Source organism: Caviibacterium pharyngocola (assembly GCF_002795405.1).
GTDB lineage: Bacteria > Pseudomonadota > Gammaproteobacteria > Enterobacterales > Pasteurellaceae > Caviibacterium > Caviibacterium pharyngocola.
In genome coordinates this window covers 1-22,792 of the sequence record NZ_PHGZ01000031.1, presented here as the reverse complement: position 1 = coordinate 22,792, position 22,792 = coordinate 1, and the positions used below count along the sequence as shown (strand labels likewise).

The 22,792-nt window shown below is 44.1% G+C and carries 23 protein-coding genes; 16 read left to right on the top strand and 7 right to left on the bottom strand.

Annotation, left to right across the window (positions count from 1 at the left end; translation table 11 throughout):
- Nucleotides 1–33 precede the first annotated feature (33 nt).
- A complete protein-coding gene (gene icd / locus CVP04_RS11185) occupies nucleotides 34–1,284 on the top strand; it encodes an NADP-dependent isocitrate dehydrogenase (protein WP_100297592.1) in 1,251 nt (416 codons plus the stop codon).
- A 109-nt stretch (nucleotides 1,285–1,393) separates the two neighbouring features.
- On the opposite strand, the gene aqpZ is transcribed toward icd, so the two are convergent.
- Nucleotides 1,394–2,086: an aquaporin Z gene (aqpZ, locus tag CVP04_RS11180; protein ID WP_100297591.1), complete on the bottom strand. Its 693-nt coding sequence runs from the start codon at nucleotides 2,084–2,086 to the stop codon at nucleotides 1,394–1,396.
- A gap of 237 nt (nucleotides 2,087–2,323) precedes the next feature.
- Between aqpZ and metJ the strand changes: the two genes are divergently transcribed.
- The 13 genes from metJ to CVP04_RS11115 all read left to right on the top strand — a co-directional run bounded on the left by metJ (nucleotide 2,324) and on the right by CVP04_RS11115 (nucleotide 9,157).
- Entirely contained in the window at nucleotides 2,324–2,641 is a 318-nt protein-coding gene (gene metJ / locus CVP04_RS11175) for a met regulon transcriptional regulator MetJ (protein ID WP_100297590.1), read from the top strand.
- A gap of 258 nt (nucleotides 2,642–2,899) precedes the next feature.
- A complete protein-coding gene (rpsJ, locus tag CVP04_RS11170; protein WP_001181005.1) occupies nucleotides 2,900–3,211 on the top strand; it encodes a 30S ribosomal protein S10 in 312 nt (103 codons plus the stop codon).
- A gap of 16 nt (nucleotides 3,212–3,227) precedes the next feature.
- Complete coding sequence (gene rplC, locus CVP04_RS11165) at nucleotides 3,228–3,854, top strand: 50S ribosomal protein L3 (RefSeq protein ID WP_100297589.1); 627 nt, start codon at nucleotides 3,228–3,230, stop codon at nucleotides 3,852–3,854.
- A gap of 15 nt (nucleotides 3,855–3,869) precedes the next feature.
- Nucleotides 3,870–4,472, top strand: a complete 603-nt coding sequence (gene rplD, locus CVP04_RS11160; protein WP_100297588.1) for a 50S ribosomal protein L4 — start codon at nucleotides 3,870–3,872, stop codon at nucleotides 4,470–4,472.
- Nucleotides 4,469–4,774, top strand: a complete 306-nt coding sequence (rplW, locus tag CVP04_RS11155) for a 50S ribosomal protein L23 (RefSeq protein WP_100297587.1) — start codon at nucleotides 4,469–4,471, stop codon at nucleotides 4,772–4,774. Before rplD ends, rplW begins: the two co-directional genes overlap by 4 nt.
- 20 nt (nucleotides 4,775–4,794) lie before the next feature.
- Nucleotides 4,795–5,616, top strand: a complete 822-nt coding sequence (rplB, locus tag CVP04_RS11150; RefSeq protein ID WP_100297586.1) for a 50S ribosomal protein L2 — start codon at nucleotides 4,795–4,797, stop codon at nucleotides 5,614–5,616.
- A 25-nt stretch (nucleotides 5,617–5,641) separates the two neighbouring features.
- A complete protein-coding gene (rpsS, locus tag CVP04_RS11145) occupies nucleotides 5,642–5,917 on the top strand; it encodes a 30S ribosomal protein S19 (protein ID WP_005539416.1) in 276 nt (91 codons plus the stop codon).
- A 10-nt stretch (nucleotides 5,918–5,927) separates the two neighbouring features.
- Complete coding sequence (rplV, locus tag CVP04_RS11140; protein ID WP_100297585.1) at nucleotides 5,928–6,260, top strand: 50S ribosomal protein L22; 333 nt, start codon at nucleotides 5,928–5,930, stop codon at nucleotides 6,258–6,260.
- Nucleotides 6,261–6,276: 16 nt separating this feature from the next.
- Entirely contained in the window at nucleotides 6,277–6,984 is a 708-nt protein-coding gene (rpsC, locus tag CVP04_RS11135) for a 30S ribosomal protein S3 (protein ID WP_100297584.1), read from the top strand.
- A 13-nt stretch (nucleotides 6,985–6,997) separates the two neighbouring features.
- Entirely contained in the window at nucleotides 6,998–7,408 is a 411-nt protein-coding gene (gene rplP, locus CVP04_RS11130) for a 50S ribosomal protein L16 (protein WP_075321004.1), read from the top strand.
- Nucleotides 7,408–7,599: a 50S ribosomal protein L29 gene (gene rpmC / locus CVP04_RS11125; protein WP_100297583.1), complete on the top strand. Its 192-nt coding sequence runs from the start codon at nucleotides 7,408–7,410 to the stop codon at nucleotides 7,597–7,599. Before rplP ends, rpmC begins: the two co-directional genes overlap by 1 nt.
- Nucleotides 7,599–7,856, top strand: coding sequence for a 30S ribosomal protein S17 (gene rpsQ, locus CVP04_RS11120; RefSeq protein ID WP_100297582.1), 258 nt, complete (start codon nucleotides 7,599–7,601; stop codon nucleotides 7,854–7,856). Before rpmC ends, rpsQ begins: the two co-directional genes overlap by 1 nt.
- 314 nt (nucleotides 7,857–8,170) lie before the next feature.
- On the top strand, nucleotides 8,171–9,157 hold the full coding sequence (locus tag CVP04_RS11115) for a TRAP transporter substrate-binding protein (RefSeq protein WP_100297581.1): 987 nt from the start codon (nucleotides 8,171–8,173) through the stop codon (nucleotides 9,155–9,157).
- A gap of 155 nt (nucleotides 9,158–9,312) precedes the next feature.
- Here CVP04_RS11115 and CVP04_RS11110 read toward each other — a convergent pair whose 3' ends face one another.
- The 4 genes from CVP04_RS11110 to malP all read right to left on the bottom strand — a co-directional run bounded on the left by CVP04_RS11110 (nucleotide 9,313) and on the right by malP (nucleotide 17,311).
- Entirely contained in the window at nucleotides 9,313–10,845 is a 1,533-nt protein-coding gene (locus tag CVP04_RS11110; RefSeq protein WP_100297580.1) for a pyridoxal phosphate-dependent decarboxylase family protein, read from the bottom strand.
- A gap of 62 nt (nucleotides 10,846–10,907) precedes the next feature.
- Nucleotides 10,908–12,272, bottom strand: coding sequence for a diaminobutyrate--2-oxoglutarate transaminase (locus CVP04_RS11105; protein WP_100297579.1), 1,365 nt, complete (start codon nucleotides 12,270–12,272; stop codon nucleotides 10,908–10,910).
- Between the two features lie 356 nt (nucleotides 12,273–12,628).
- Nucleotides 12,629–14,719, bottom strand: a complete 2,091-nt coding sequence (malQ, locus tag CVP04_RS11100) for a 4-alpha-glucanotransferase (RefSeq protein WP_100297578.1) — start codon at nucleotides 14,717–14,719, stop codon at nucleotides 12,629–12,631.
- 195 nt (nucleotides 14,720–14,914) lie between these two features.
- Nucleotides 14,915–17,311, bottom strand: coding sequence for a maltodextrin phosphorylase (gene malP, locus CVP04_RS11095; RefSeq protein WP_133118491.1), 2,397 nt, complete (start codon nucleotides 17,309–17,311; stop codon nucleotides 14,915–14,917).
- Nucleotides 17,312–17,480: 169 nt separating this feature from the next.
- Between malP and malT the strand changes: the two genes are divergently transcribed.
- Entirely contained in the window at nucleotides 17,481–20,177 is a 2,697-nt protein-coding gene (gene malT, locus CVP04_RS11090; protein WP_100297577.1) for an HTH-type transcriptional regulator MalT, read from the top strand.
- Nucleotides 20,178–20,205: 28 nt separating this feature from the next.
- Complete coding sequence (locus tag CVP04_RS11085) at nucleotides 20,206–21,168, top strand: hypothetical protein (protein ID WP_100297576.1); 963 nt, start codon at nucleotides 20,206–20,208, stop codon at nucleotides 21,166–21,168.
- Between the two features lie 16 nt (nucleotides 21,169–21,184).
- On the opposite strand, the gene CVP04_RS11080 is transcribed toward CVP04_RS11085, so the two are convergent.
- Nucleotides 21,185–21,622 carry a PNPOx family protein gene (locus tag CVP04_RS11080; protein WP_100297575.1) on the bottom strand — a complete coding sequence of 146 codons (438 nt, stop codon included), beginning with the start codon at nucleotides 21,620–21,622 and terminating at the stop codon, nucleotides 21,185–21,187.
- A gap of 118 nt (nucleotides 21,623–21,740) precedes the next feature.
- On the bottom strand, nucleotides 21,741–22,792 hold a 1,052-nt coding region (locus tag CVP04_RS11075), incomplete at its 5' end, for a YadA-like family protein (protein ID WP_243385309.1).

Below are 22,792 nucleotides of genomic sequence, written 5' to 3'. Positions count from 1 at the left end.
ATATTAACACAACAGGAATAGGAAACATCGACTATGCAATCAAAAGTTATTGTGCCGGCGGGCGAGAAAATTACGCTGAATCAACAAGGTGCGCTAAATGTGCCGAATAATCCGATTATTCCCTTTATCGAAGGCGACGGTATCGGTGTGGACGTCACACCGGCGATGCGCGCGGTGATTGATGCGGCAGTGGAAAAAGCCTACGACGGTGCGCGCAAGATTTCGTGGATGGAAATTTATGCGGGCGGCAAAGCCAATGAAATTTACGGTGAAAATACTTGGTTGCCTGATGAAACGATGAATTTCATTCGCGATTATCATATTGCGATTAAAGGCCCGTTGATGACGCCGGTGGGCGGCGGCATTCGTTCCTTAAACGTGGCGATGCGTCAAGGATTGGATTTGTATAATTGCTTGCGCCCGATTCGTTATTATGACGGCACGCCAAGTCCGGTTAAACATCCGGAATATGTGGATATGGTGATTTTCCGCGAGAACTCCGAAGATATTTATGCGGGCGTGGAATGGAAAGCGGGATCGCCGGAAGCGGATAAAGTGATTCGATTCTTACAACAAGAAATGGGCGTCACGAAAATTCGTTTCACCGAAGATTGCGGGATCGGAATTAAACCGGTGTCCAAACAAGGCACGCAACGCCTTGTGCGCGCGGCATTGCAATATGTGATCGATAATGATCGTCGCTCGCTCACTTTGGTGCATAAAGGTAATATTATGAAGTTCACCGAAGGTGCGTTTAAAGAATGGGGATATGAAGTGGCGAAGGAATTCGGTGCGCAACTTATCGGCGAAGGTCCTTGGATGACGTTGAAAAATCCGAAATCCGGACGTGAAATTGTGATCAAAGACAGCATCGCCGACGCGTTTTTACAAGAAGTGCTATTGCATCCGAAAGATTATGATGTCATCGCGACCTTAAACTTAAACGGCGACTATATTTCCGATGCGTTAGCGGCGCAAGTCGGCGGAATCGGGATTTCACCGGGGGCGAATATCGGGGCGGAAGCGGCGATTTTTGAAGCCACTCACGGCACGGCGCCGAAAATTGCCGGACAAGACAAAGGCAACCCGGGATCGTTGATTTTAAGCGGCGAAATGATGTTACGTCATTTAGGCTGGACGGAAGCGGCGGACTTAGTAGTCAATGCGGTGTCAAAAACTATCGCGGATAAAACCGTGACCTTTGATTTTGCCGAAATGTTGGAAGGCGCAACCTTGCGTTCCACCTCCGAATTTGCCCAAGATATTATTCGGAATATGGCGTAACGACATAAAAGTGCGGTGATTTTTTAATTGAAATCACTGAAATAAAAAAGCTCGGATCTCAATGAAATCCGAGCTTTTTTGTTAATGTATTTAATTGAATTTAACGCGATTAGGCTTTTTCTTGTAACAATGTACGGTAGATAATGCCGCCCAAAATACCGCCGACGATTGGCGCTGCCCAGAACACCCATAATTGTTCAATCGCCCAGCTGCCTTGGAAAATCGCCACCGCAGTACTACGCGCCGGGTTAACGGAGGTGTTGGAAACCGGAATACTGATTAAATGGATTAAAGTTAAACCTAAACCGATAGCGATCGGTGCAAAACCTTCCGGCGCTTTCGCATCGGTTGCGCCGTGAATGATGATTAAGAAAAATGCGGTTAACACAACTTCGGCAATAATCACCGCACTTAATGAGAAACCGTTCGGAGAATGTTCGCCGTAACCGTTTGATGCAAAGCCGGCAGATGCATCGAAACCGACTTTACCGGAGGCGATTGCGTATAATACCGCCGCACCGACGATACCGCCGATAACTTGCGCAACGATATAAGAAACCGCGTCTTTGGAAGCGAAACGTCCGCCCGCAACTAAGCCTAATGTTACCGCCGGATTAAAATGACCGCCGGAAATATGACCTACTGCGTAAGCCATCGTCAACACGGTTAAACCGAATGCCAAGGCAACACCGGCAAAACCGATACCTAATTCGGGATAAGCCGCCGCTAACACTGCGCTACCGCAACCGCCGAATACAAGCCAAAATGTGCCGAAGAATTCAGCCGCTAATTTTTTTAACATAATAAACCTCTGTTAAGTGGATTGTTGTAAATGAAAAATTTTTGTTGGAAAACCGACGACATTCGGTGTTCGGCAGTTTTCATCCTGTGCTTAGACGGGATGAAACGGTGGAAAGTTGCGTAAATCTCTGTAAATTAATGTATATGGCAGTCCGGAAGGCTTAATGTCCGGATTGTTATTTAAGCGTTTTTTCATTAAAATGCGTCATATCGGTAAAATGAGCGAAGGTATAACAAAATGGCGGAATGGAACGGTAAGTATATTAGTCCTTACGCGGAACACGGAAAAAAGAGTGAGCAGGTCAAAAAAATTACTGTCTCGATTCCTATTAAGGTGTTGGAAATTTTAACTAACGAACGCACGCGGCGACAAATTCGCAATCTACGTCACGCGACGAACAGCGAATTACTTTGTGAGGCGTTTTTGCACGCGTTTACCGGTCAACCCTTACCGACGGACAGTGATCTGCTGAAAGAACGCAGTGACGAAATTCCCGAACAGGCAAAAGAACTAATGCGCGAATTGGGTATTGCGCCGGAAGATTGGGAATATTAAAAAAATCCACCGCACTTCACCGATTTTTTTGAAAAAAGCTTGCGAAACGGCGCAATCGCCGGTATAATCCGCAAGCTTTTTATATGAAAGTCGTTTAATGTAATCATTTATTAAACGGGTATTACGATAGGTAATACATAAACAATGTTCCCGATTTGGGAGCTAAATACAGGTTACTGCACTTCCCTTTCGAATTGATGTAAGAAAGGTGACGGTGTCAGTTTTATTATTAGCTAAATTTATTGGAGCTCTGGTCTAATGCAGAACCAAAGAATCCGTATCCGCTTAAAAGCTTTTGATCATCGTTTGATCGATCAATCTACTGCGGAGATCGTAGAAACAGCTAAACGTACCGGCGCGCAAGTTCGTGGTCCGATTCCTTTACCGACGCGTAAAGAGCGTTTTACCGTGTTGATTTCTCCACACGTTAACAAAGACGCGCGTGACCAATACGAAATTCGTACCCACAAACGTTTAGTCGATATCGTAGAGCCAACAGAAAAAACTGTTGATGCATTAATGCGTTTAGATTTGGCTGCCGGCGTTGACGTGCAGATCAGCCTAGGTTAATTAAGAGGTTATTACAATGATTGGTTTAGTCGGTCGTAAAGTTGGTATGACCCGTATCTTCAATGAAGACGGTGTTTCTGTACCAGTTACCGTTATCGAAATCGAAGCCAACCGTGTGACTCAAGTTAAAACTCTTGAAAACGATGGCTATACTGCAGTTCAAGTTACTACTGGCTCTAAAAAAGCAAGTCGTATAACTAAGCCTGAAGCAGGTCATTTCGTGAAAGCAGGTGTTGAAGCTGGTCGCGGTTTATGGGAATTTCGTACTGAAGGTGAAGAATTCACTTTAGGTCAAGAAATTAATGTTGACATCTTTGCGGATGTTAAAAAAGTTGATGTTACCGGTACTTCTAAAGGTAAAGGTTTCCAAGGTGGTGTTAAACGTTGGAACTTCCGTACTCAAGATGCTACCCACGGTAACTCTTTATCACACCGTGTACTCGGTTCTATCGGTCAAAACCAAACTCCGGGTCGTGTGTTTAAAGGCAAAAAAATGGCTGGACACTTAGGTGCTGAACGTGTAACCGTTCAATCCCTTGAAGTCGTTCGTGTTGATGTCGAGCGTAAATTATTATTAGTAAAAGGTGCCGTTCCGGGCGCAACTAATAGTGATGTTATCGTGAAACCGGCAGTTAAAGCATAAGTCTAGGAGATAGAGATGGAATTACAAGTTGTAGGTGCAAACGCACTAGCTGTTTCTGAAACTACCTTCGGACGTGAGTTTAACGAAGCATTGATCCACCAAGTTGTTGTTGCTTATGCAGCAGGCGCGCGTCAAGGTTCTCGTGCACAAAAAACTCGTGCTGAAGTGTCTGGTTCAGGTAAAAAACCTTGGCGTCAAAAAGGTACCGGTCGTGCGCGTTCAGGTGATATTAAATCACCAATCTGGCGTTCAGGTGGTATCACTTTCGCAGCGAAACCGCAAGATCACAGCCAAAAAGTGAACAAAAAAATGTACCGCGGTGCAATCAAAAGCATTCTTTCCGAATTAGTTCGTCAAGACCGTTTGGTTGTTGTTGAAAAATTCGAAATTGATGCACCGAAAACGAAAGTTTTAGTACAAAAATTAAAAGAATTAGCACTTGAAGACGTGTTAATTATCACAGCAAGCTTAGACGAAAATCTATTCTTAGCAGCGCGTAACTTATATAAAGTTGATGTTCGCGATGTTCAAGGTATTGATCCTGTTAGCTTAATCGCATTCGATAAAGTTGTCGTAACTGTCGATGCCGTGAAACAAATTGAGGAGATGTTAGCATGATTCAACAAGAACGTTTGCTAAAAGTGTTAAAAGCACCTCACGTCTCTGAGAAAGCAACAAATAACGCTGAGAAGTCAAACACTATCGTTTTCAAAGTCGCTTTGGACGCAAATAAAGTCGAAATTGCTAATGCAGTCGAGCAATTATTTGAAGTGAAAGTGGACTCTGTTCGTACTGTTGTCGTAAAAGGTAAAACTAAACGTCACGGTGCTAAAACAGGTCGTCGTAGCGACTGGAAAAAAGCTTATGTTACTCTTCAAGAAGGTCAATCCCTTGACTTCGTTGAAGGTGCGGCAGAGTAATTTCGGAGGAGAAGAAATAGATGGCTATCGTTAAATGTAAGCCGACCTCCGCTGGTCGTCGTCACGTTGTTAAAATCGTAAACCCTGAATTACATAAGGGCAAACCTTACGCGCCGTTATTAGATACTAAATCTAAAACCGGTGGTCGTAATAATTTAGGACGTATCACTACTCGTCATATCGGTGGTGGTCATAAACAACATTACCGTTTAATCGATTTCAAACGTAACAAGTTAGATATCCCGGCGGTTGTTGAGCGTCTTGAATATGATCCGAATCGTTCTGCGAACATTGCTTTAGTGCTTTATAAAGACGGTGAGCGTCGTTATATTTTAGCACCGAAAGGCTTAAGCGTAGGCGATCAAATTCAAGCCGGCGTTAATGCACCGATTAAAGCGGGTAACGCTTTACCGATGCGTAATATTCCGGTCGGTTCGACCGTACATAACGTTGAATTAAAACCGGGTAAAGGCGGTCAAATCGCTCGTTCTGCCGGTGCGTATGTACAAATTATCGCGCGTGAAGGTAACTACGTTACTTTACGTCTTCGTTCAGGCGAAATGCGTAAAGTATTAGCCGAGTGTACCGCTACCATCGGTGAAGTCGGTAACTCCGAGCATATGCTTCGCGTACTTGGTAAAGCAGGTGCGAGCCGTTGGAGAGGTATTCGTCCGACTGTTCGCGGTACTGCAATGAACCCGGTTGACCACCCGCACGGTGGTGGTGAAGGTCGTAACTTCGGTAAACACCCTGTTACACCTTGGGGCGTTCAAACCAAAGGTAAGAAAACTCGTCACAACAAACGTACTGATAAATTCATCGTACGTCGTCGTGGCAAATAATATTAATTAAATAAGAGGATAAGCCATGCCACGTTCTCTCAAGAAGGGTCCATTCCTTGACCTACACTTGTTGAAGAAGGTAGAGAAGGCGGTGGAAAGCGGGGATAAAAAACCAATCAAAACTTGGTCCCGTCGTTCAATGATCATTCCATCAATGATCGGATTGACCATCGCAGTCCATAATGGTCGTCAGCACGTTCCTGTTTATGTTTCTGATGAAATGATCGGTCATAAATTAGGTGAATTTGCACCGACTCGTACATACCGCGGTCACGCTGCGGATAAGAAAGCTAAGAAGTAAGGGGTAAAAGATGGAAACTATTGCAAAACATCGTTACGCTCGCACTTCAGCGCAAAAAGCTCGCTTAGTTGCGGATTTAATTCGCGGTAAAAAAGTTGCTCAAGCGTTAGAAATCCTAACTTTCACTAACAAAAAAGCATCCGCTTTAGTTAAGAAAGTGCTTGAGTCTGCGATTGCTAATGCAGAGCATAATGACGGTGCAGATATCGATGATCTTAAAGTTGCGAAGATCTTTGTAGATGAAGGTCCGAGTATGAAACGCGTAATGCCGCGTGCTAAAGGTCGTGCAGATCGTATTTTAAAACGTACCAGCCACATCACCGTGGTTGTGTCAGATCGTTAATCGTAGAGGAATAGCAATGGGTCAAAAAGTACATCCACATGGTATTCGCCTAGGTATCGTTAAACCTTGGAACTCTACTTGGTTCGCGAATACACAAGACTTCGCCGATAATCTTGAAGGCGATTTCAAAGTACGTAAATTCTTAAATAAAGAATTAGCGAATGCTTCAGTTTCACGCATCACTATCGAGCGTCCGGCTAAAAGTATTCGTGTTACAATTCACACGGCTCGCCCTGGTATCGTTATCGGTAAAAAAGGCGAAGATGTTGAAAAATTACGTAACGCAGTAGCAGCGATTGCAGGCGTTCCGGCACAAATCAACATTGCCGAAGTGAAAAAACCTGAATTAGATGCAAAACTAGTTGCAGACAGCATCGCTTCTCAATTAGAACGCCGCGTAATGTTCCGTCGCGCAATGAAGCGTGCGGTACAAAACGCAATGCGTTTAGGTGCCAAAGGTATCAAAGTTGAAGTAAGCGGTCGTTTAGGTGGTGCAGAGATTGCACGTTCTGAGTGGTATCGTGAAGGTCGCGTACCATTGCATACATTACGTGCGGACATCGATTATAACACTGCTGAAGCTCATACTACATACGGCGTAATCGGCGTTAAAGTATGGATCTTCAAAGGTGAAATTCTTGGTGGAATGGCTGCAATTGCACAACAACCGGAACAACAACCTGCCGCGCCTAAAAAGGCACCACGCGGTAAAGGTCGTAAGTAAGGAGAATTGCTAAATGTTGCAACCAAAACGTACAAAATTCCGTAAAGTCCACAAAGGTCGTAACCGTGGTATTGCCGGTGGTACAGAAGTTAGCTTCGGTACCTTTGGTTTAAAAGCAGTTGGTCGTGGTCGTTTAACAGCTCGTCAAATCGAAGCAGCACGTCGTGCAATGACCCGTGCGGTTAAACGTCAAGGTAAAATCTGGATCCGTGTATTCCCAGATAAACCAATTACTGAAAAACCATTAGAAGTCCGTATGGGTAAAGGTAAAGGTAACGTTGAGTACTGGGTAGCTTTAATCCAGCCGGGTAAAGTAATGTATGAAATGGATGGTGTGTCTGAAGAAGTTGCGCGTCACGCATTTGCGTTAGCAGCAGCGAAATTACCAATCAAGACCACATTCGTAACTAAGACGGTGATGTAATGAAAGCTCAAGAACTATGTACAAAAACTGTTGAAGAGCTGAATGCTGAATTGGTTAACTTGTTAGGTGAGCAATTCAAATTGCGTATGCAAGCAGCCACCGGTCAGCTTCAACAAACCCATCAGTTAAAACAAGTGCGTCGCAGTATTGCACAAGTAAAAACTGTATTAACCGAAAAGGCGGGTGAGTAATGACTGATAAAATTCGTAGCGTACAAGGTAAAGTTGTTAGCGACAAAATGGACAAATCATTTGTCGTTGCGATCGAACGCAAGGTTAAACACCCACTTTATGGTAAGTTTATCCGTCGTACAACAAAATTACACGTACACGATGAAAACAACGAAGCAAGTTTAGGTGATGTAGTAGAGATTCGCGAATGTCGCCCTATCTCTAAAACTAAATCTTGGACTTTAGTTCGTGTTGTTGAAAAAGCAATCGTTGCTTAATTAACAGTAAAATAATAAAAAGCCCTCGTAGCAATACGGGGCTTTTTTTTGTGAAATTTGATTTGCACGATTTGTAATAGATAAACTTTTATAAAATAAACCGCACTTTATTATCAATACCTCTTTTCTTATTTAAACGCCTTGATTGCAAATTAAAATGATATTTTATATTTTTTGTGATCAATATCCATTTTTAGAAAAACAATATACCAAAATAAATTTATATAATGCTAAAATCCCTAATATTCAGTTCCAACTGAATAAAAAATGATGCGAATTCTTTCGATATTTAATGAAATATGGAGACTTTCACTATGAAATTCAGAAAGCTTGTTCTATCCACACTGTGTATTGCCCTACCTGCACTATCCGTTTCAACTAATGCCTTCGCCGAAAAGGTGACATTAAAGCTGGCTCACAATCTTGATCAATCTCACGTTATTCACAAAGCCTTGGACTATATGGCAAAAGAGGTACAAGAGAAATCAAACGGGGACTTAAAAATTCGCATTTATCCAAATAGACAAATGGGTGATGCACGTGAAACCATAGAATTATTACAAAATGATGCGTTAGATATGACAAAAGCAAATTCTAGCGAACTAGAACCTTTTGTTAAGGAAATGGCAGTTTTTACCTGTCCTTATTTATTTAATGACGATAATCATTTCAAAAAAGTCTTATATGGTCCGGTAGGAAAGACTATTACAGATAAAACGCAAAGCAGCGGCTTTATGGTGCTATCTTCTTATGTTGGTGGTTCTCGCAATTTTTATACCAAAAAACCAATTTATTCCGCTGCAGATTTAAAAGGTATGAAAATCAGAGTAATTTCTACACCAACCACCAATCGCATTATCGAATTACTGGGTGCTTCACCGGTGCCAATTCCTCTTGGTGAAGTTTATACCGCACTGCAACAAGGTGTAATTGATGGCGCAGAAAATAATATTCCATCTTATACTTCAACACGCCATATGGAAGTTGCAAAATTCTTCACTGAAAATCAACATACCAGTATGCCGGACTACTTGGTGATTTCGAATAAAATCTGGAATAAATTGGATGAGAAACAACGTGCAATATTACTCGAAGCAGCCAAAGAATCGGAAATTTATCAACAAAAATTATGGGATGAAGAAACGGTCAAAGCTCGTCAGCAGGCAGAACAAAACGGCACAACCTTTATTCAAACAGATAAACAGCCATTTCGTGAAGCTTTAAAGCCACTTTATGAAGAATTTACCAAAAATCCGAATTACTCAAAAATTATCGCTGATATTGAAGTTGCTGGTAAATAGCCTAAGTGGACATATCATCAAAGATTAAATTCTAATTGCAGAAATGATGTGTAGACGATTAAATCCGTTCTTCTACACATCGACTATCGTCCCTTGTTCTTTGATGCCGATAATTTTTTTATTATTACCGCAACAAATAAAAAGAAGCTATTCCTCTAATCTACTGCCGCGATATATTCTCCGATAGCAATCTTATCTTTAATCCGCTCCGCCTCATTAATAACTTGCGTAAGCAAAGCTTTGACGTTTTCCAATGTTGCGATTGGGCTTAATGTTGTCATTTTTAGTGCTTGAACGTTATTGACTTTAGTAACGCCGATGTTCGCTTCGCCGCGGGCAAATAGTTCGTCTGCGACGTTTTGATTCAGTATATCGATAAAATTATCCGGATAATTTTTCGGTACGATGCGGAATAATACGGAGGCGAATTGCGGTTCGACCAACAGCTCCAAATTTTCGCTTTGTTTAATATAATCGGCGACTTGGCGCGTGAGGTGAATACCGTGATCGATCATCGAGCCGTATAAATCTTCGCCCAAGGCTTCGATCGTGAACCAAAGTTTTAATGCGTCGAATCGTCGGGTGGTTTGCAATGATTTGGCGACTAAATTCGGCACGCCGTGTTCTTCGTCGTATTCGGAATTGAGGTAATCGGCTTTGTAATCGATAAAGCGATAATTTTCTTCATTTTTTAGCAAAAATGCCCCGCAAGAAATGCTTTGGAAAAAATGTTTATGGAAATCCAACGTAATGGAGTCCGCCGATTCCAAGCCATTCAACAGATGACGATATTGCCGAGATAAAAGTAACGCACCGCCCCACGCAGCATCGACGTGCAACCAAGCGTTATAATTATCGGCGATGTTTCGAATGTCGTTTAGCGGGTCGATGGCGCCGGCATCCGTGGTGCCGACCGTGGCGACGATACAGGCGATGATCTTGCCTTGTGCGGTTAATTCCGCCAATATTTTTTCTAACGCAACGCTGTCCATTTGTGCGTTTTCATTGCACGGCACGGTCACGACCGATTGAAATCCCATTCCCATCATCGCCATATTTTTTTGCACGGAAAAATGTGCATTTTCAGAACAGACAACCTTCACTTTGTTTAAAGCATCCGGCGGCAATCCTTGTTGTTGAACCGACCATTCTTTACCTTCCGCATCGCGCCAATGCTTCGCAACGCAAGCGTCGCGCGCCAATAAAACGCCCATTAAGTTGGACTGCGTCCCGCCGGAGGTAAATACGCCAGCTTGTCCTTTTTCATAACCGACACGTCGGCGCAACCATTCGATTAATTGCACTTCCATTAAAGAACCCGCCGGACTTTGATCCCAAGAATCCATCGACTGATTGGTCGCGTTAATCAGCACTTCCGCAATTTGGCTGGCGACCATCGTCGGACAGTGTAAATGCGCAAGCGAATGCGGATGATGAACCTTCAGACTTTTATTTAAAAATAATTCAACCGTGCGTTGTAAAGATTTCTCTAGACCTAAGCCCTGCGCGGAGGGCTGAAATACAATATCTTGACGTAGTTGTTTAATACTCCCGCCGGTGTACATTTTGTCATTTTTAAGCCAATTTTCGACCGCACTTACCGCTTGCGCCATTGCCGTCGCATAATCGGCGATAGCCTTCGGATCATTACACAACAGCGCACGTTTGTGTTCTGCAAAATCAACCATTACATCTTTCCTTATTATGAAATAAAACGAAAACGGTGCATATAACACGCACCGTCAATTTATTAAGCGCGAACCGCTTTCAAGGCATCCGCAACCGAACGCGCAAATCGTTCGATCAATTCTTCGCATTCCGCTTGCGTGATAATTAACGGACACAAAATTCGCACCACATTTCCGCCGCGACCGCCACGTTCCAACAGCAATTTATTATTGAAACAAGCTTTTTGAATCGCTGCGGCAAGTTCACCGTCCGCCGGATAGGCGCCGATACGATCCGCTGCTTGGCGTTCGTCCACAATTTCAATGCCAATCATCAAACCGCGACCGCGCACATTGCCGATACAAGGATAAATTCGGGCGAGTTTTTTCAATTCCGCTTGTAAAAAATCGCCGCGTTCTTGCGCATTGCTTGCCAAATTTTGCTCACGCATAATTTTTAATGACACATAACCGGTCGCCATTGCCAACTGATTCCCGCGGAAAGTGCCCGTATGACCGGCAGGTTGCCACGCATCGAATTCTTTTTTGATCGCCAACACCGCCAACGGCAAACTACCGCCCACCGCTTTCGACATCACGACAATATCCGGCTCGATTCCCGCGTGTTCAAAGGCGAACATTTTACCCGAACGACAAAAACCGGCTTGCACCTCGTCTAAAATCAAGACAATTCCTTGTTTTTGTGTGACTTCGCGAATTTTTTGCAACCATTTGATCGGCGCAGTAACTACGCCGCCTTCGCCTTGAATGGCTTCCAAAATCACCGCCGCGGGTTTCACAACACCGCTTTCCACATCATTAATAAAGTTTTCGAAATAATAGGTCAATGCCTCAACGCCCGCTTCGCCGCCGATGCCCAACGGACAGCGATATTCGTGCGGATACGGCATAAACTGCACGCCCGCCATTAAATTTTGCACGGCATTTTTCGCGCCCAAATTGCCGGTCATTGATAAAGAACCGTGGGTCATTCCGTGATAACCGCCGGAAAAGGCAATAACGTTGCCGCGACCGGTATAGGTTTTGGCTAATTTAATCGCCGCTTCCGTGCCGTCGGCGCCGGAAGGCCCGCAAAATTGTAAACGATATTGATCTTTCGGAAAAAACGAAAGCAATTCCGCCGTAAACGCGTCTTTTAACGGTGTGGTTAAATCCAATGTATGCAACGGTAAACCGCTCGCCAATACGTCTTGAATCGCTTGGATCACCGCCGGATGATTATGACCGAGCGCCAATGTACCGGCGCCAGCCAAACAGTCGAGATATTCGTTTCCTTCCACATCGATCACGCGACAACCTTGCGCTTTAGCGATCGCCAAAGGCAATTTGCGCGGATAGCTGCGAACATTGGATTCCATTTCGTTTTGACGGGTTAAATAATACTCGTTGGTTGCCTGATTGATTGGATTTACAGGAGTGATTGTCATTTTAAACATATACCTTCTATGAGAGGTTAAAAAAATAAGTCGGGTGCCTTGCGGGAAGCCTAAGCTTTCTTATTCTGGAAAATAAGACGCCTTGGGGCATTTGACTCGCTACTTATTAAAAAAAGCGTTGCAGCTTTTTTATTTTCCGGAGAGGAAAGATTGACTTATAAATGCCGAAGCGATTTATAAGGTTGGCATATGGTACGCCTTTTTATCGGAAAGGAAAGCGTTTTTTATCGTTTTCCAAAAATAACCGTCGAAAATTAAATGACATCTGATCTTTTTACTTTTTTCAAAGATAAAAAATAAACCTCATATGGCTATGAGGTTTAATAAAAATCAAAAAAGTGCGGTCGTTATTTTGCCGATTTACGCGCGGAATTCACCGCACTTAATAACGCTTGCACGTCTTTATCGGCAAAAATGTCGTTGACGTTTGCGGTGAGACGGCGGCGCCAGTTGGCGTATTGCGTGCTGGTGCCCGGAATGTTGACCGGTTCGCTCATATCCAACCAATCTTCCGGTTGCAAACCGAATAGCGCACTGCTGACGTTGGCGACATAACGTTGTAATTGGTGATTGAAGGTTTTGCTGACGTCGGAAGAAAGGGTTTCGTCGATGCCTTTTTCCACTTCAATCTCGTTTTCTTTCAAACGCGCGAGGATTTTCGCTTTGGCGTTAATGCGATCTTTTTGTAAAATCGCGAGCACTTTCGGGTTCGGATACACACCGAATTGTTGACCTAATTCGAAATCGTAACCGCGCCAATAACCGTTAATCGTCGGCAAATCGTGGGTACTTAAGGTGGTCATCGCTTGATACGGATATTCTTGCAAATGACGGCTTTGTCCTTGTTGATCGAATTCAAAATAGAAAATTTTGTAGGATAAAATGCCGGCATTTTTCAATTTGCTGACGATTTCTTTCGGCACGGTACCCAGATCTTCGCCGATGATCAAACTTTGGTGACGCTGACTTTCCAACGCCAAGATCGCAATCAAATCGTCCACCGGATAGCGCACATAAGCGCCGTTCACTGCACTGTCGCCTTTCGGAATCCACCATAAACGCAATAACGACATAATATGGTCGATACGCAATGCGCCGCAATTTTTTAAATTCGATTGCACCAATTCGATGAAAGGCTGATACGCTTGTTGTTGTAAAACGTGCGGATTCATCGGCGACAAGCCCCAGTTTTGTCCTTGCGGACCTAACACATCCGGCGGCGCGCCGACGGATGCATTTAAGCAATAAAGAGCTTTATCGCTCCAAGTTTCGGCGCCGCTTCCGGTGACGCCGACAGCTAAGTCGCGATACATTCCGATCGTCATTTTATTGGCTTTACAAATTTCGTTACATTCGGCAAGTTGTTGATCGGCACAGAACTGTAACCACGCGTAAAACGTAATTTCATCGGCGTTGTCACGACGGAATTGTTGCACCGCGTCGGAATGATAATCTTGATATTCTTTCTCCCAGAAATCCCAACCCCATTGATCGCTGAAGCGAGAGGTCAAATATTGATGTAAGGCATCAAAGGTGGCTTGCACTTGTAAACTTTCACCGCCTTCTTGCACGAATTGCTCGAAAGCTTGACGACGAAGTGCGGTGGCATTTTGTTGAAAATAATCAAACGCCAATCCCAAACCTTGCAATTTAAGTTGCATTACCTCGGTGTAATTTATCCAAGAATCCGACCGCACTTTGCCGAGTTTATCCTGCACTTCTTTGCCGTTAAACCATTGTTGCGCCACCTCGCTTTGAGCAAATTCAGGCAAGGCGTTAATGTCGATATAGATAATATTCAACCATTTGCGTGAGGACGGGCTATACGGGCTGGCAGATTCCGGATTTGCAGGGAAAAGGGCGTGAATCGGGTTCAAGCCGACAAAATCCGCATTGTATCCTTGCACGTTTTGTAAGAAATCTTTTAAATCGCCGAAATCGCCGACACCCCAGTTTTTCTCGGATTTTAATGCATAAAGTTGAATGAACGAACCCCATAATTTTTTGCCTTCTTGCAATTCCGCCGGTTGATAACAGCGGGTCGGCGCAACGATAATGCGGCTCGTATATTGTTTGTTTTTAACCGTTAAGGTGAGTTGATGATAGCCTAAAGGCAAATCGCGCGGCAATTCGATAGCGTTGCGTTTAATTTTGCCTTCAAGAAGATTTTCGTCGTTTTCCAAACGCAACTGCCACACGCCTTGAATCGCGTGTTTTTTGTCGGCGGTAATTAAAGGGAAAAAGTGCGGTTGGTTTTGGTAGAAGATTTTTACCGGCGGTAATAAGCCGGAGGCGGCGGAAATGTTGCCGTCAAAAGTGCGAAGCAATCGTTGTTTAATTTGCTCCGGTGCGCGCTTTTTCAACCCGCGCTCATCGAAGAAATAAGGCATAATACCCGCTTGGACGAATTGTTTTTGTTGTTTTGATGAGATCGCCATTGATTACTCCTTTTATAATGCTTTCCGCTATCGTTTCCGTTTCCCCCGAACAGGCGTCGTTAATTAGCGCACGCGAAACGAATAATGGAATATTAATAAAAATGACCTTGTTTTTACGCCGAATCTCCCCCCGCAAGCGGAGGGAGATTTCAGTTGGTTTTTCATCACGTTTGTGATGTCGGTATTACCGATGCGTTATTTTTTCAACCAGATACGAGATTGATAATCACGAATCGAACGGTCTGAGCTGAAAGTACCTAAACGCGCGGTATTCAAGATTGCGCTGCGTAACCAAGCTTCTTGATCCAAGTAAGCTTGACCGATACGATCTTGCGCTTTGCGGTAGCTGTCGAAGTCGGCGAACACCAAGAACGGATCGCGTTCCAACAAGCTGTCTAACATTAAGTTAAACGCCGCTTTATCACCGTTTGACGCTTTACCTTTAGCTAAGAAATCCACCGCACTTTTCAACACGGCATCTTTCTTGTAATAGTCTTTCGGTTGATAGCCTTTCGCCAACAATTCGCGCACGCTTTCCACGGTGTGACCGAATAAGAAGATATTTTCTTCGCCGACCATTTCTGCGATTTCAACGTTCGCGCCGTCAAGCGTACCCAATGTTAAGGCACCGTTTAACGCCAATTTCATATTACCCGTACCGGACGCTTCTTTACCCGCCATTGAGATTTGTTCGGACACATCCGCCGCAGGAATAATTTTTTCCGCTAAGGACACGCGATAATCCGGTAAGAACGCCACTTGCAATTTATCTTTCACTTGTTTGTCGTTGTTGATCAAATCGGCAACGTTGTTGATGGCGTGAATGATATTTTTCGCCAAGTAATAACCCGGTGCGGCTTTACCCGCGAACACGAACAAGCGCGGCGTATAATCCTGATTCGGATTTTCTTTCAGAGATTGATAAGTCGCAATAATGTTCAACAAGTTCAAATGTTGACGTTTATATTCGTGGAAACGTTTGATTTGCACGTCGAAAATTGCGTCTTGGTTCACGGCGAAACCTAATGTGCGTTCGATTTCGTCCGCCAACACGGATTTGTTCACCTGTTTGATACGACGGTATTCTTCACGGAAACCGGCATCATCCACATAGTCTTCCACGCCGCGTAATAATTCGAGATCTTTGGTCCAATCCGCTTTCACGGTACGATCCAATAAATCGCTTAATTGCGGGTTAGCTTGTCTGATCCAGCGACGCGGTGTGATACCGTTAGTCACGTTGCAGAATTTGGTCGGGAATAATTTGTGATATTCCGGGAATAAATCCGTCACCAATAAATCGGAGTGAATTTGCGCCACACCGTTCACTGCAAAGCAAGTCACCACGCAAAGATTCGCCATACGTACGCGATAATCGAATAAAATCGCTAATTTTTCCCACACTTTGTTATCTTCACCGAATTCGGCGATCACGCGGTCGTGGAAAATATTGTTGATTTTTTCAACGATTTGATAATGACGCGGTAATAATTGTTTAAATAAACGTTGATCCCATTGCTCCAACGCTTCCGGTAATAAAGTGTGGTTGGTGTAAGCAAAAGTGTTGGAACAGATAGACCAAGCTTCGTCCCAAGTCAATTCGTATTTATCCAACAATACGCGCATTAATTCCGGAATCGCAAGGGTCGGGTGCGTATCGTTTAATTGAATCACTTGACGGCTGGCGAAATCGGACAATTCGTATCCTTCGGAGAAGTGACGTTCCAAAATATCGGCAACCGAACACGCACAATGGAAATATTGTTGCATTAAGCGTAATTTTTGACCCGCTTTATGGTTGTCGTTCGGATAAAGCACTTGCGTAAGTGCGGTCGCATTGACGATAGTTTTATCCGCATTTAAGAATTTTCCGTCATTAAATTTAGCCAGATCAAAAGATTGGTCGCTATCCGCTTGCCATAAGCGCAACGGTTGGATAATATCATTCTGATAACCGACGATAGGTAGATCAAAAGCTTTACCCTGAATTGTCAATGCCGGTTTCCATTCATATTTGTCACCTTTGACCAATTTGATTTTACCGCCGAAGTTGACATTCTGTGTTTTAGACACGTTGTAGCTGTGCCAAGGATATTGATCTCTGTTCCAAGTATCGGCGCTTTCTTTTTGTTCGCCTTGCTCGAAAGATTGTTTGAATAAGCCGTATTGGTAGTGCAAACCGTAACCGGTTGCATTTTGACCCAATGCCGCCATAGAATCCAAGAAACAAGCCGCTAAACGACCTAAGCCGCCGTTACCTAAGGCAGGATCGCGTTCTTGCTCCAACACATCGACCAATTCGACGTTATACTGAGATAAATAGGTCTTAATTTGTTCGTAGCAACCTAAGTTCATTAAGTTGTTACCGGTTAAACGACCGATTAAAAACTCCATAGAGAGGTAATTAACGTGGCGGTCTTCCGAACCTTTAACCGCAGGTTTGGAATAAACAAGATCAAGGGTACTTTCGGCAACGATTTGGTACCATTGTTCTAAAGAAAACTGTTCAGGCGATTCCACGTCAAAATAACGACAGTATTTCTGCACGTTTTTATGAAATAGCGCCATATCGTTAAGGTTAAATTGGGACATAAATGCTCCTTTTTAAGAAAAGACAATGAAAAATTTCTAAGTGTTATTATGAGTAATTGCAGAAAAACAAAATCCTCCCTGTTATAATCTTATGAGTATGATTAACAGGAAGTAATTTAAATTTAGAGGGAGTAGTCCCTCCTACTTAGGATGAAGGAAATAATTCGGTATGTTGATTCCGTCGAAATTAATTTGCTCGTACCGTTTACAAAACAGTGTCGAGCGTACAGGTTTGCTTCAATTACTGGATAAAGCAGAGCATTACCCCCTAGTATTAATCAACGGCCCGGCGGGCTACGGGAAAACGACGTTAATTTCCCAATGGTGTGCAAATAAAAAGAATATTGGCTGGTATTCGTTGGATGAAAGCGATAATCAAACGGATCGTTTCGCCACTTATTTTTGTGCCGCACTTTGTCGAGCGATAAATAAAGAATTGCCGTCGGAGGAAAATCTCGGTCGCCAATCGAATTTATTGTCTCTACTGAATCAACAACTGATCAAGATTTCTTCTTTTCACGAGCATTTCTATTTAATCATCGACGACTATCACTTAATTGATAACGATGAAATTCACGAAGCGTTAAAATATTGGATTCGCCATCAACCGCAATCGATGACGTTGATTTTGATTTCCCGCTCCGTACCGCCGCTGGGTATTGCCGGTTTGCGCGTGCAAGAACAATTATTGGAAATCGATGCGACGCAACTCCCGTTTAATCACCAAGAGAGTATCGAATTTTTCCAATCCAGAGTGGAAAAACAATTAACCGAGCAAGAAATCACCGCACTTTGCGACGAAGTGGAAGGTTGGCCGACGGCGTTACAACTCATCAGCTTATCCGCCAAACAACAAAAAAAACCGTTGCAAGATGCCGCGAAACGGCTGTCGAAAGTGAACAGTTTCCACATTAACGAATACCTCACCGACGAAGTGCTTAATCGCGTTGATCCCGAAACGCGCCATTTTATTTTGCAATGTTCGATTTTACGTTCGATGAACGAAGCATTGGTACAAGAAGTCACCGGCTACACCAACAGCCGATTGCGTTTGGAAACCTTGGAAAAACAAGGATTGTTTTTACAACAAATGGATTCCGAAGATCATTGGTGGCGCTTTCATCCGCTTTTTGCCTCGTTCCTCAATCATTGCTGTCAAACGGAGCTTGCCGGCGAATTGCAAGAACTGCACCACCGAGCGGCACGCGCGTGGTTAAATTTAGGTTATGTGACCGAAGCGCTTTATCACGCCGCGCAACTTGATGATCATCAAGTGTTATTGGATATTCTATCCAATAACGGCTGGTCACTTTTCCACCAAGGTGAACTCGAACTGTTGGAAGAAAGCCTGACGCATATTGATGACGCCAGTTTTGCTCAATACCCGAATTTAATTTTATTAAAAGCGTGGCTGGCGCAAAGCCAACATCGTCACACCGAAGTCAGCGGCATTTTCGCTCACTTCGATGACGTGCTCGCCCGCCATAACGTTCAACTGACCAAAGAAAATCAGGCGGAATTCGACGTACTGCGCGCACAAGTCGCCATTAACCAAGGGGATGAAAACACCGCATTGGAATTTGCCTCCGCCGCGTTGGAGGATTTACCAGACAGCGCTTATTACGCGCATATCGTCGCCACATCGGTGATCGGCGAAGCGTATCACGTCAAAGGCAATTTTGCCGAAGCGCTGATTATGTTGCAAAAAGCGGAAAAAATGGCGCGCCAATATCATACCTCGCACAGTATTTTATGGACGTTGTTGCAACAATCCGAAATCCTGATTGCACAAGGTTTTTTACAAGCCGGCTACGATATGCTGGACAAAGCCACCTTATTCGTGAAAGAAAACCACCTGCAAAAAGTACCGATGTATGAATTTCTTTTACGCGTAAAAGGGCAAATTCTATGGGATTGGTATAATCTGGACAAAGCGGAAGCAATGGTGAATGCGGGAATTAGCGTATTAAGCAAAGACGAAGATCGCCTGCAATGTTTGGCTTTACTGTGCAAAATTTCCATCGTGCGCGGCGATTTGGATAACGCTTCGCGTTTATTAAAACAAATCACCCAATTACAAAATGCCCACGAATACCATTCCGACTGGAACGCTAACGCGGATCAGGTCAAAATCGTATTATGGCAAATGACCAATGATCTAGACGCAACGGAAGCTTGGTTGATTCAAAATCAGCCGCCGACAACGGATAAAAACCACTTCAGCCAAGTGCAATGGCGCAATATTGCGCGTGCGCAAATTTTGCTGGGTCAATACGAACAAGCGAAAAACATACTGGATCGCCTGATTTCTACGGGAGAAAATCTCAAATTAGTCAGCGATTTAAATCGCGCGCTAATTTTGCGTAATCGCCTGCATTTCTTGCTAGGCGATAAAGATCGCGCCCAACACGATTTGGTTGCTGCCTTACATTTGGCGCGCCAAACCAATTTTATCAGCGTCTTTGTCATCGAAGGCGAAAATATGGCGCAGCAAATTCGTCAACTGTTGCAACAAAATGTGCTAGACGAATTGGCGCAACATAAAGCGCAATTTATTTTGCGCAATATTAACCAATATTATCGCCATAAATTCGCTCATTTTGACGAACAATTCGTCGCAAAATTACTGGAAAATCCGAAAGTGCCGGAATTATTAAAAATCAGCCCGCTCACCCAACGGGAATGGCAAGTGTTAGGATTGATTTATTCCGGTTACAGCAACGAACAAATTTCCGACGAATTGCAAGTCGCCACCACCACGATCAAAACCCATATCCGAAATTTATATCAAAAAATCGGCGTGGCAAATCGTAACGAGGCGATTGTTTATACCAGAGATTTATTAAAATTGATGGGCTATAATTAAAAGGTGATAAACCTGATTTGAAAACAAAATGAAACAACGATCATATTTATTATTGCCCGCAGCAATTTTATCCGTTTTTCCGACTGCACTTTTCGCGCAGGAAGAACCAAATTGGGTGGATTCGCAACACCATAGCATTCGAACCACCCTGCACGATTGGGCAAATTCCCTCGACGGCTGGATCGGCGACACCGATCCGAACCGTCCCGCCAGCGCCGGTTTGCGCATAATGCTGGACAGCGAATGGAATCGTTATGATCGTTTTTCAATCAAACCGCGTATTCGCGGCAAAATCAAACTGCCGGCGTTAAAAAATAAAGTCAGCCTCGTTTTCGGTGATGACGAATTGGATAACGAAAGCCGCGACAAAAACCGCATCGGCTCAACCTACGCCGTCCCTTTGGAAAAAAACAAACGCTACGATCGCAAACAAGCGCGCGAAGACAATGCTTCGTTAGCATTACGCTGGTCGGAAACCACCAAGCGCCTCGGCATAAAAACGGATATTGATGTGGGGGTGCGCGCGGTCAACGACATCTATTTGCGTTTCCGCGCGGCGAAAGAATGGCAACTGACGGAAAATATCCGCACGCGCTTAGAACAAATCTACCGCTACGGTGCAAAAAGCAAACATTATTTGCGCACGAATTTTGAAAATAATTACGCGCAAAACGATCAAACCTTTATCGCCAATCATCTACATTTACAATACACCAATGATTTTGACGAAGAACGCACCTCTTGGGGCAACAGCTTTTATCGTCAGCACGATTTTGCCGAGTATAAAAGACTGAATTACGGCATTTATATCGGCGGCAATGTCAAAAATAAACGCTTCGATTTAAATCAATACGGCCCGTTTATCACTTGGCGTCAACCTATTTTACGCCGCTGGTTGTTTATTCAACCGGAATTGCATTATTACAACGATAAAGCGCAAGATCGCATTCATCATTTAGGTGCGTTTTTACGTTTGGAAGCGATTTTCTAAAACGAACACAAATACGCTAATCCCTTTGCGCAGTGCGATACCAATAGGTTTTCTGCGCAAACACCCGTCTGTTCGACGTATGTTTAATTTCCTCCAACTGCAACGCCCACACATCCGCCGACTTCAAACGTGCAATAGGATGACGATGATAATAAATCGCCAACGCCTGCCGCTTTTCTTCTCCCTGCAACAGGTTCGCCGAAGCACGAAATTGAACGCCTTCGATCGCAGAAAGTGCGGTGGTTTCTGTTGAAATTGTGCCGACGATATGCGGATTGTCTAACATTAAACGCCCGTGTCTGGTCGTGCGATCGGTTAGCACGATCAAGCGTTGCACCGCTTCATCCAAGGCATAAAAACAACTTGCCGCCCAAAAATCTTGTGCCGTATAAACGGCAATATTCACAATATGCCGACAAGCCAAAAACTGACGAATCTCGTGCGGAAAATCCATTATGTGCCTCTAAATACTCAACATAAATCGCCTTATTATCCGAAGATTACCGCCGGATTCCAACAAAAAAATATCCCTCCGCGAAGGGAGGGATATTGCTCTTAGTGAAGAAGGTCAATTATTTCCATTGATAACCGACCGCGCCGCCGACATTATAACCGCCGTGCGTATTCACGCTTGCACCCAATTTCAGAACTACTCTGCCGTTGTCGCTGAGTCTGGAGTACCCCACCGCAACCGCATTTTGTCCGTTATGGCTACCCACACCGGCGGAAACTAAGTTCGCACCCGGAATGGTTGCCTGAGGCAAGGTCGCAATCGCTGTCGCACCGGCAATACCTGCACGGAGTTTGCGTTCACGTTTATTCACGTGGTTAGTCATCCGTTTTTCGGAATCCTCAACCATTTCTTTCACTTGACCGAGGTTAGTCGCATCCGTGTCTCGTTGTGCTTTCGCAACGTTAGAAACTACGCGTTGACGGCTTTCGGAACCGACGGAGAACTCGTTATCACGCGTCGCCACGGAACCTTGACCGATTGCAACGGAATGTTTTCCTTCGGCTTTCGCGCCTTGACCGATAGCAGTTGAATTTCTGCCTGTCGCTTTGGCGCTTTGACCGACCGCAGTCGCATTTCTTGCCGTTGCGCTCGCGTCTTGACCGACAGCAGAGCTGTTTGTACCGCTCGCCGTTGCGTTTTGACCGATTGCAGAAGCATTTTCTTGCGTTGCTTTAGCATCTTGACCGATTGCAGTTGCATTTTCTTTCTTCGCTTTCGCGTTTTGACCGAATGCACTTGCATTTTCCGCTACGGCTTCCGCTTTATTACCGAATGCAGAAGTATTCTTCGCATTGGCTTTCGCGTCAACGCCATAACTTGTAGTTGAATCGTCACCGTCATCCTTGCCGATCACCTTATCAACCAATTTCGCTGCTTCAACCACTTCTTTCGCAGAATTTTCCGCTCTATCCGCAGCTTTTACCGCCGCAGTTTCAGAGGCTTTCGCATTATTTTCTGATGCCTTCGCATTGTTTTCTGAAGCTTTAGCTTTATCTGCTGAATCTGCTGCGGCATTTTCTGAGGCTTTAGCGTTATCTTCAGAAGCTTTCGCATTTTCTTCAGAGGTTTTAGCTTTATCTGCAGAATCTGCTGCGGCGTTTTCTGAGGCTT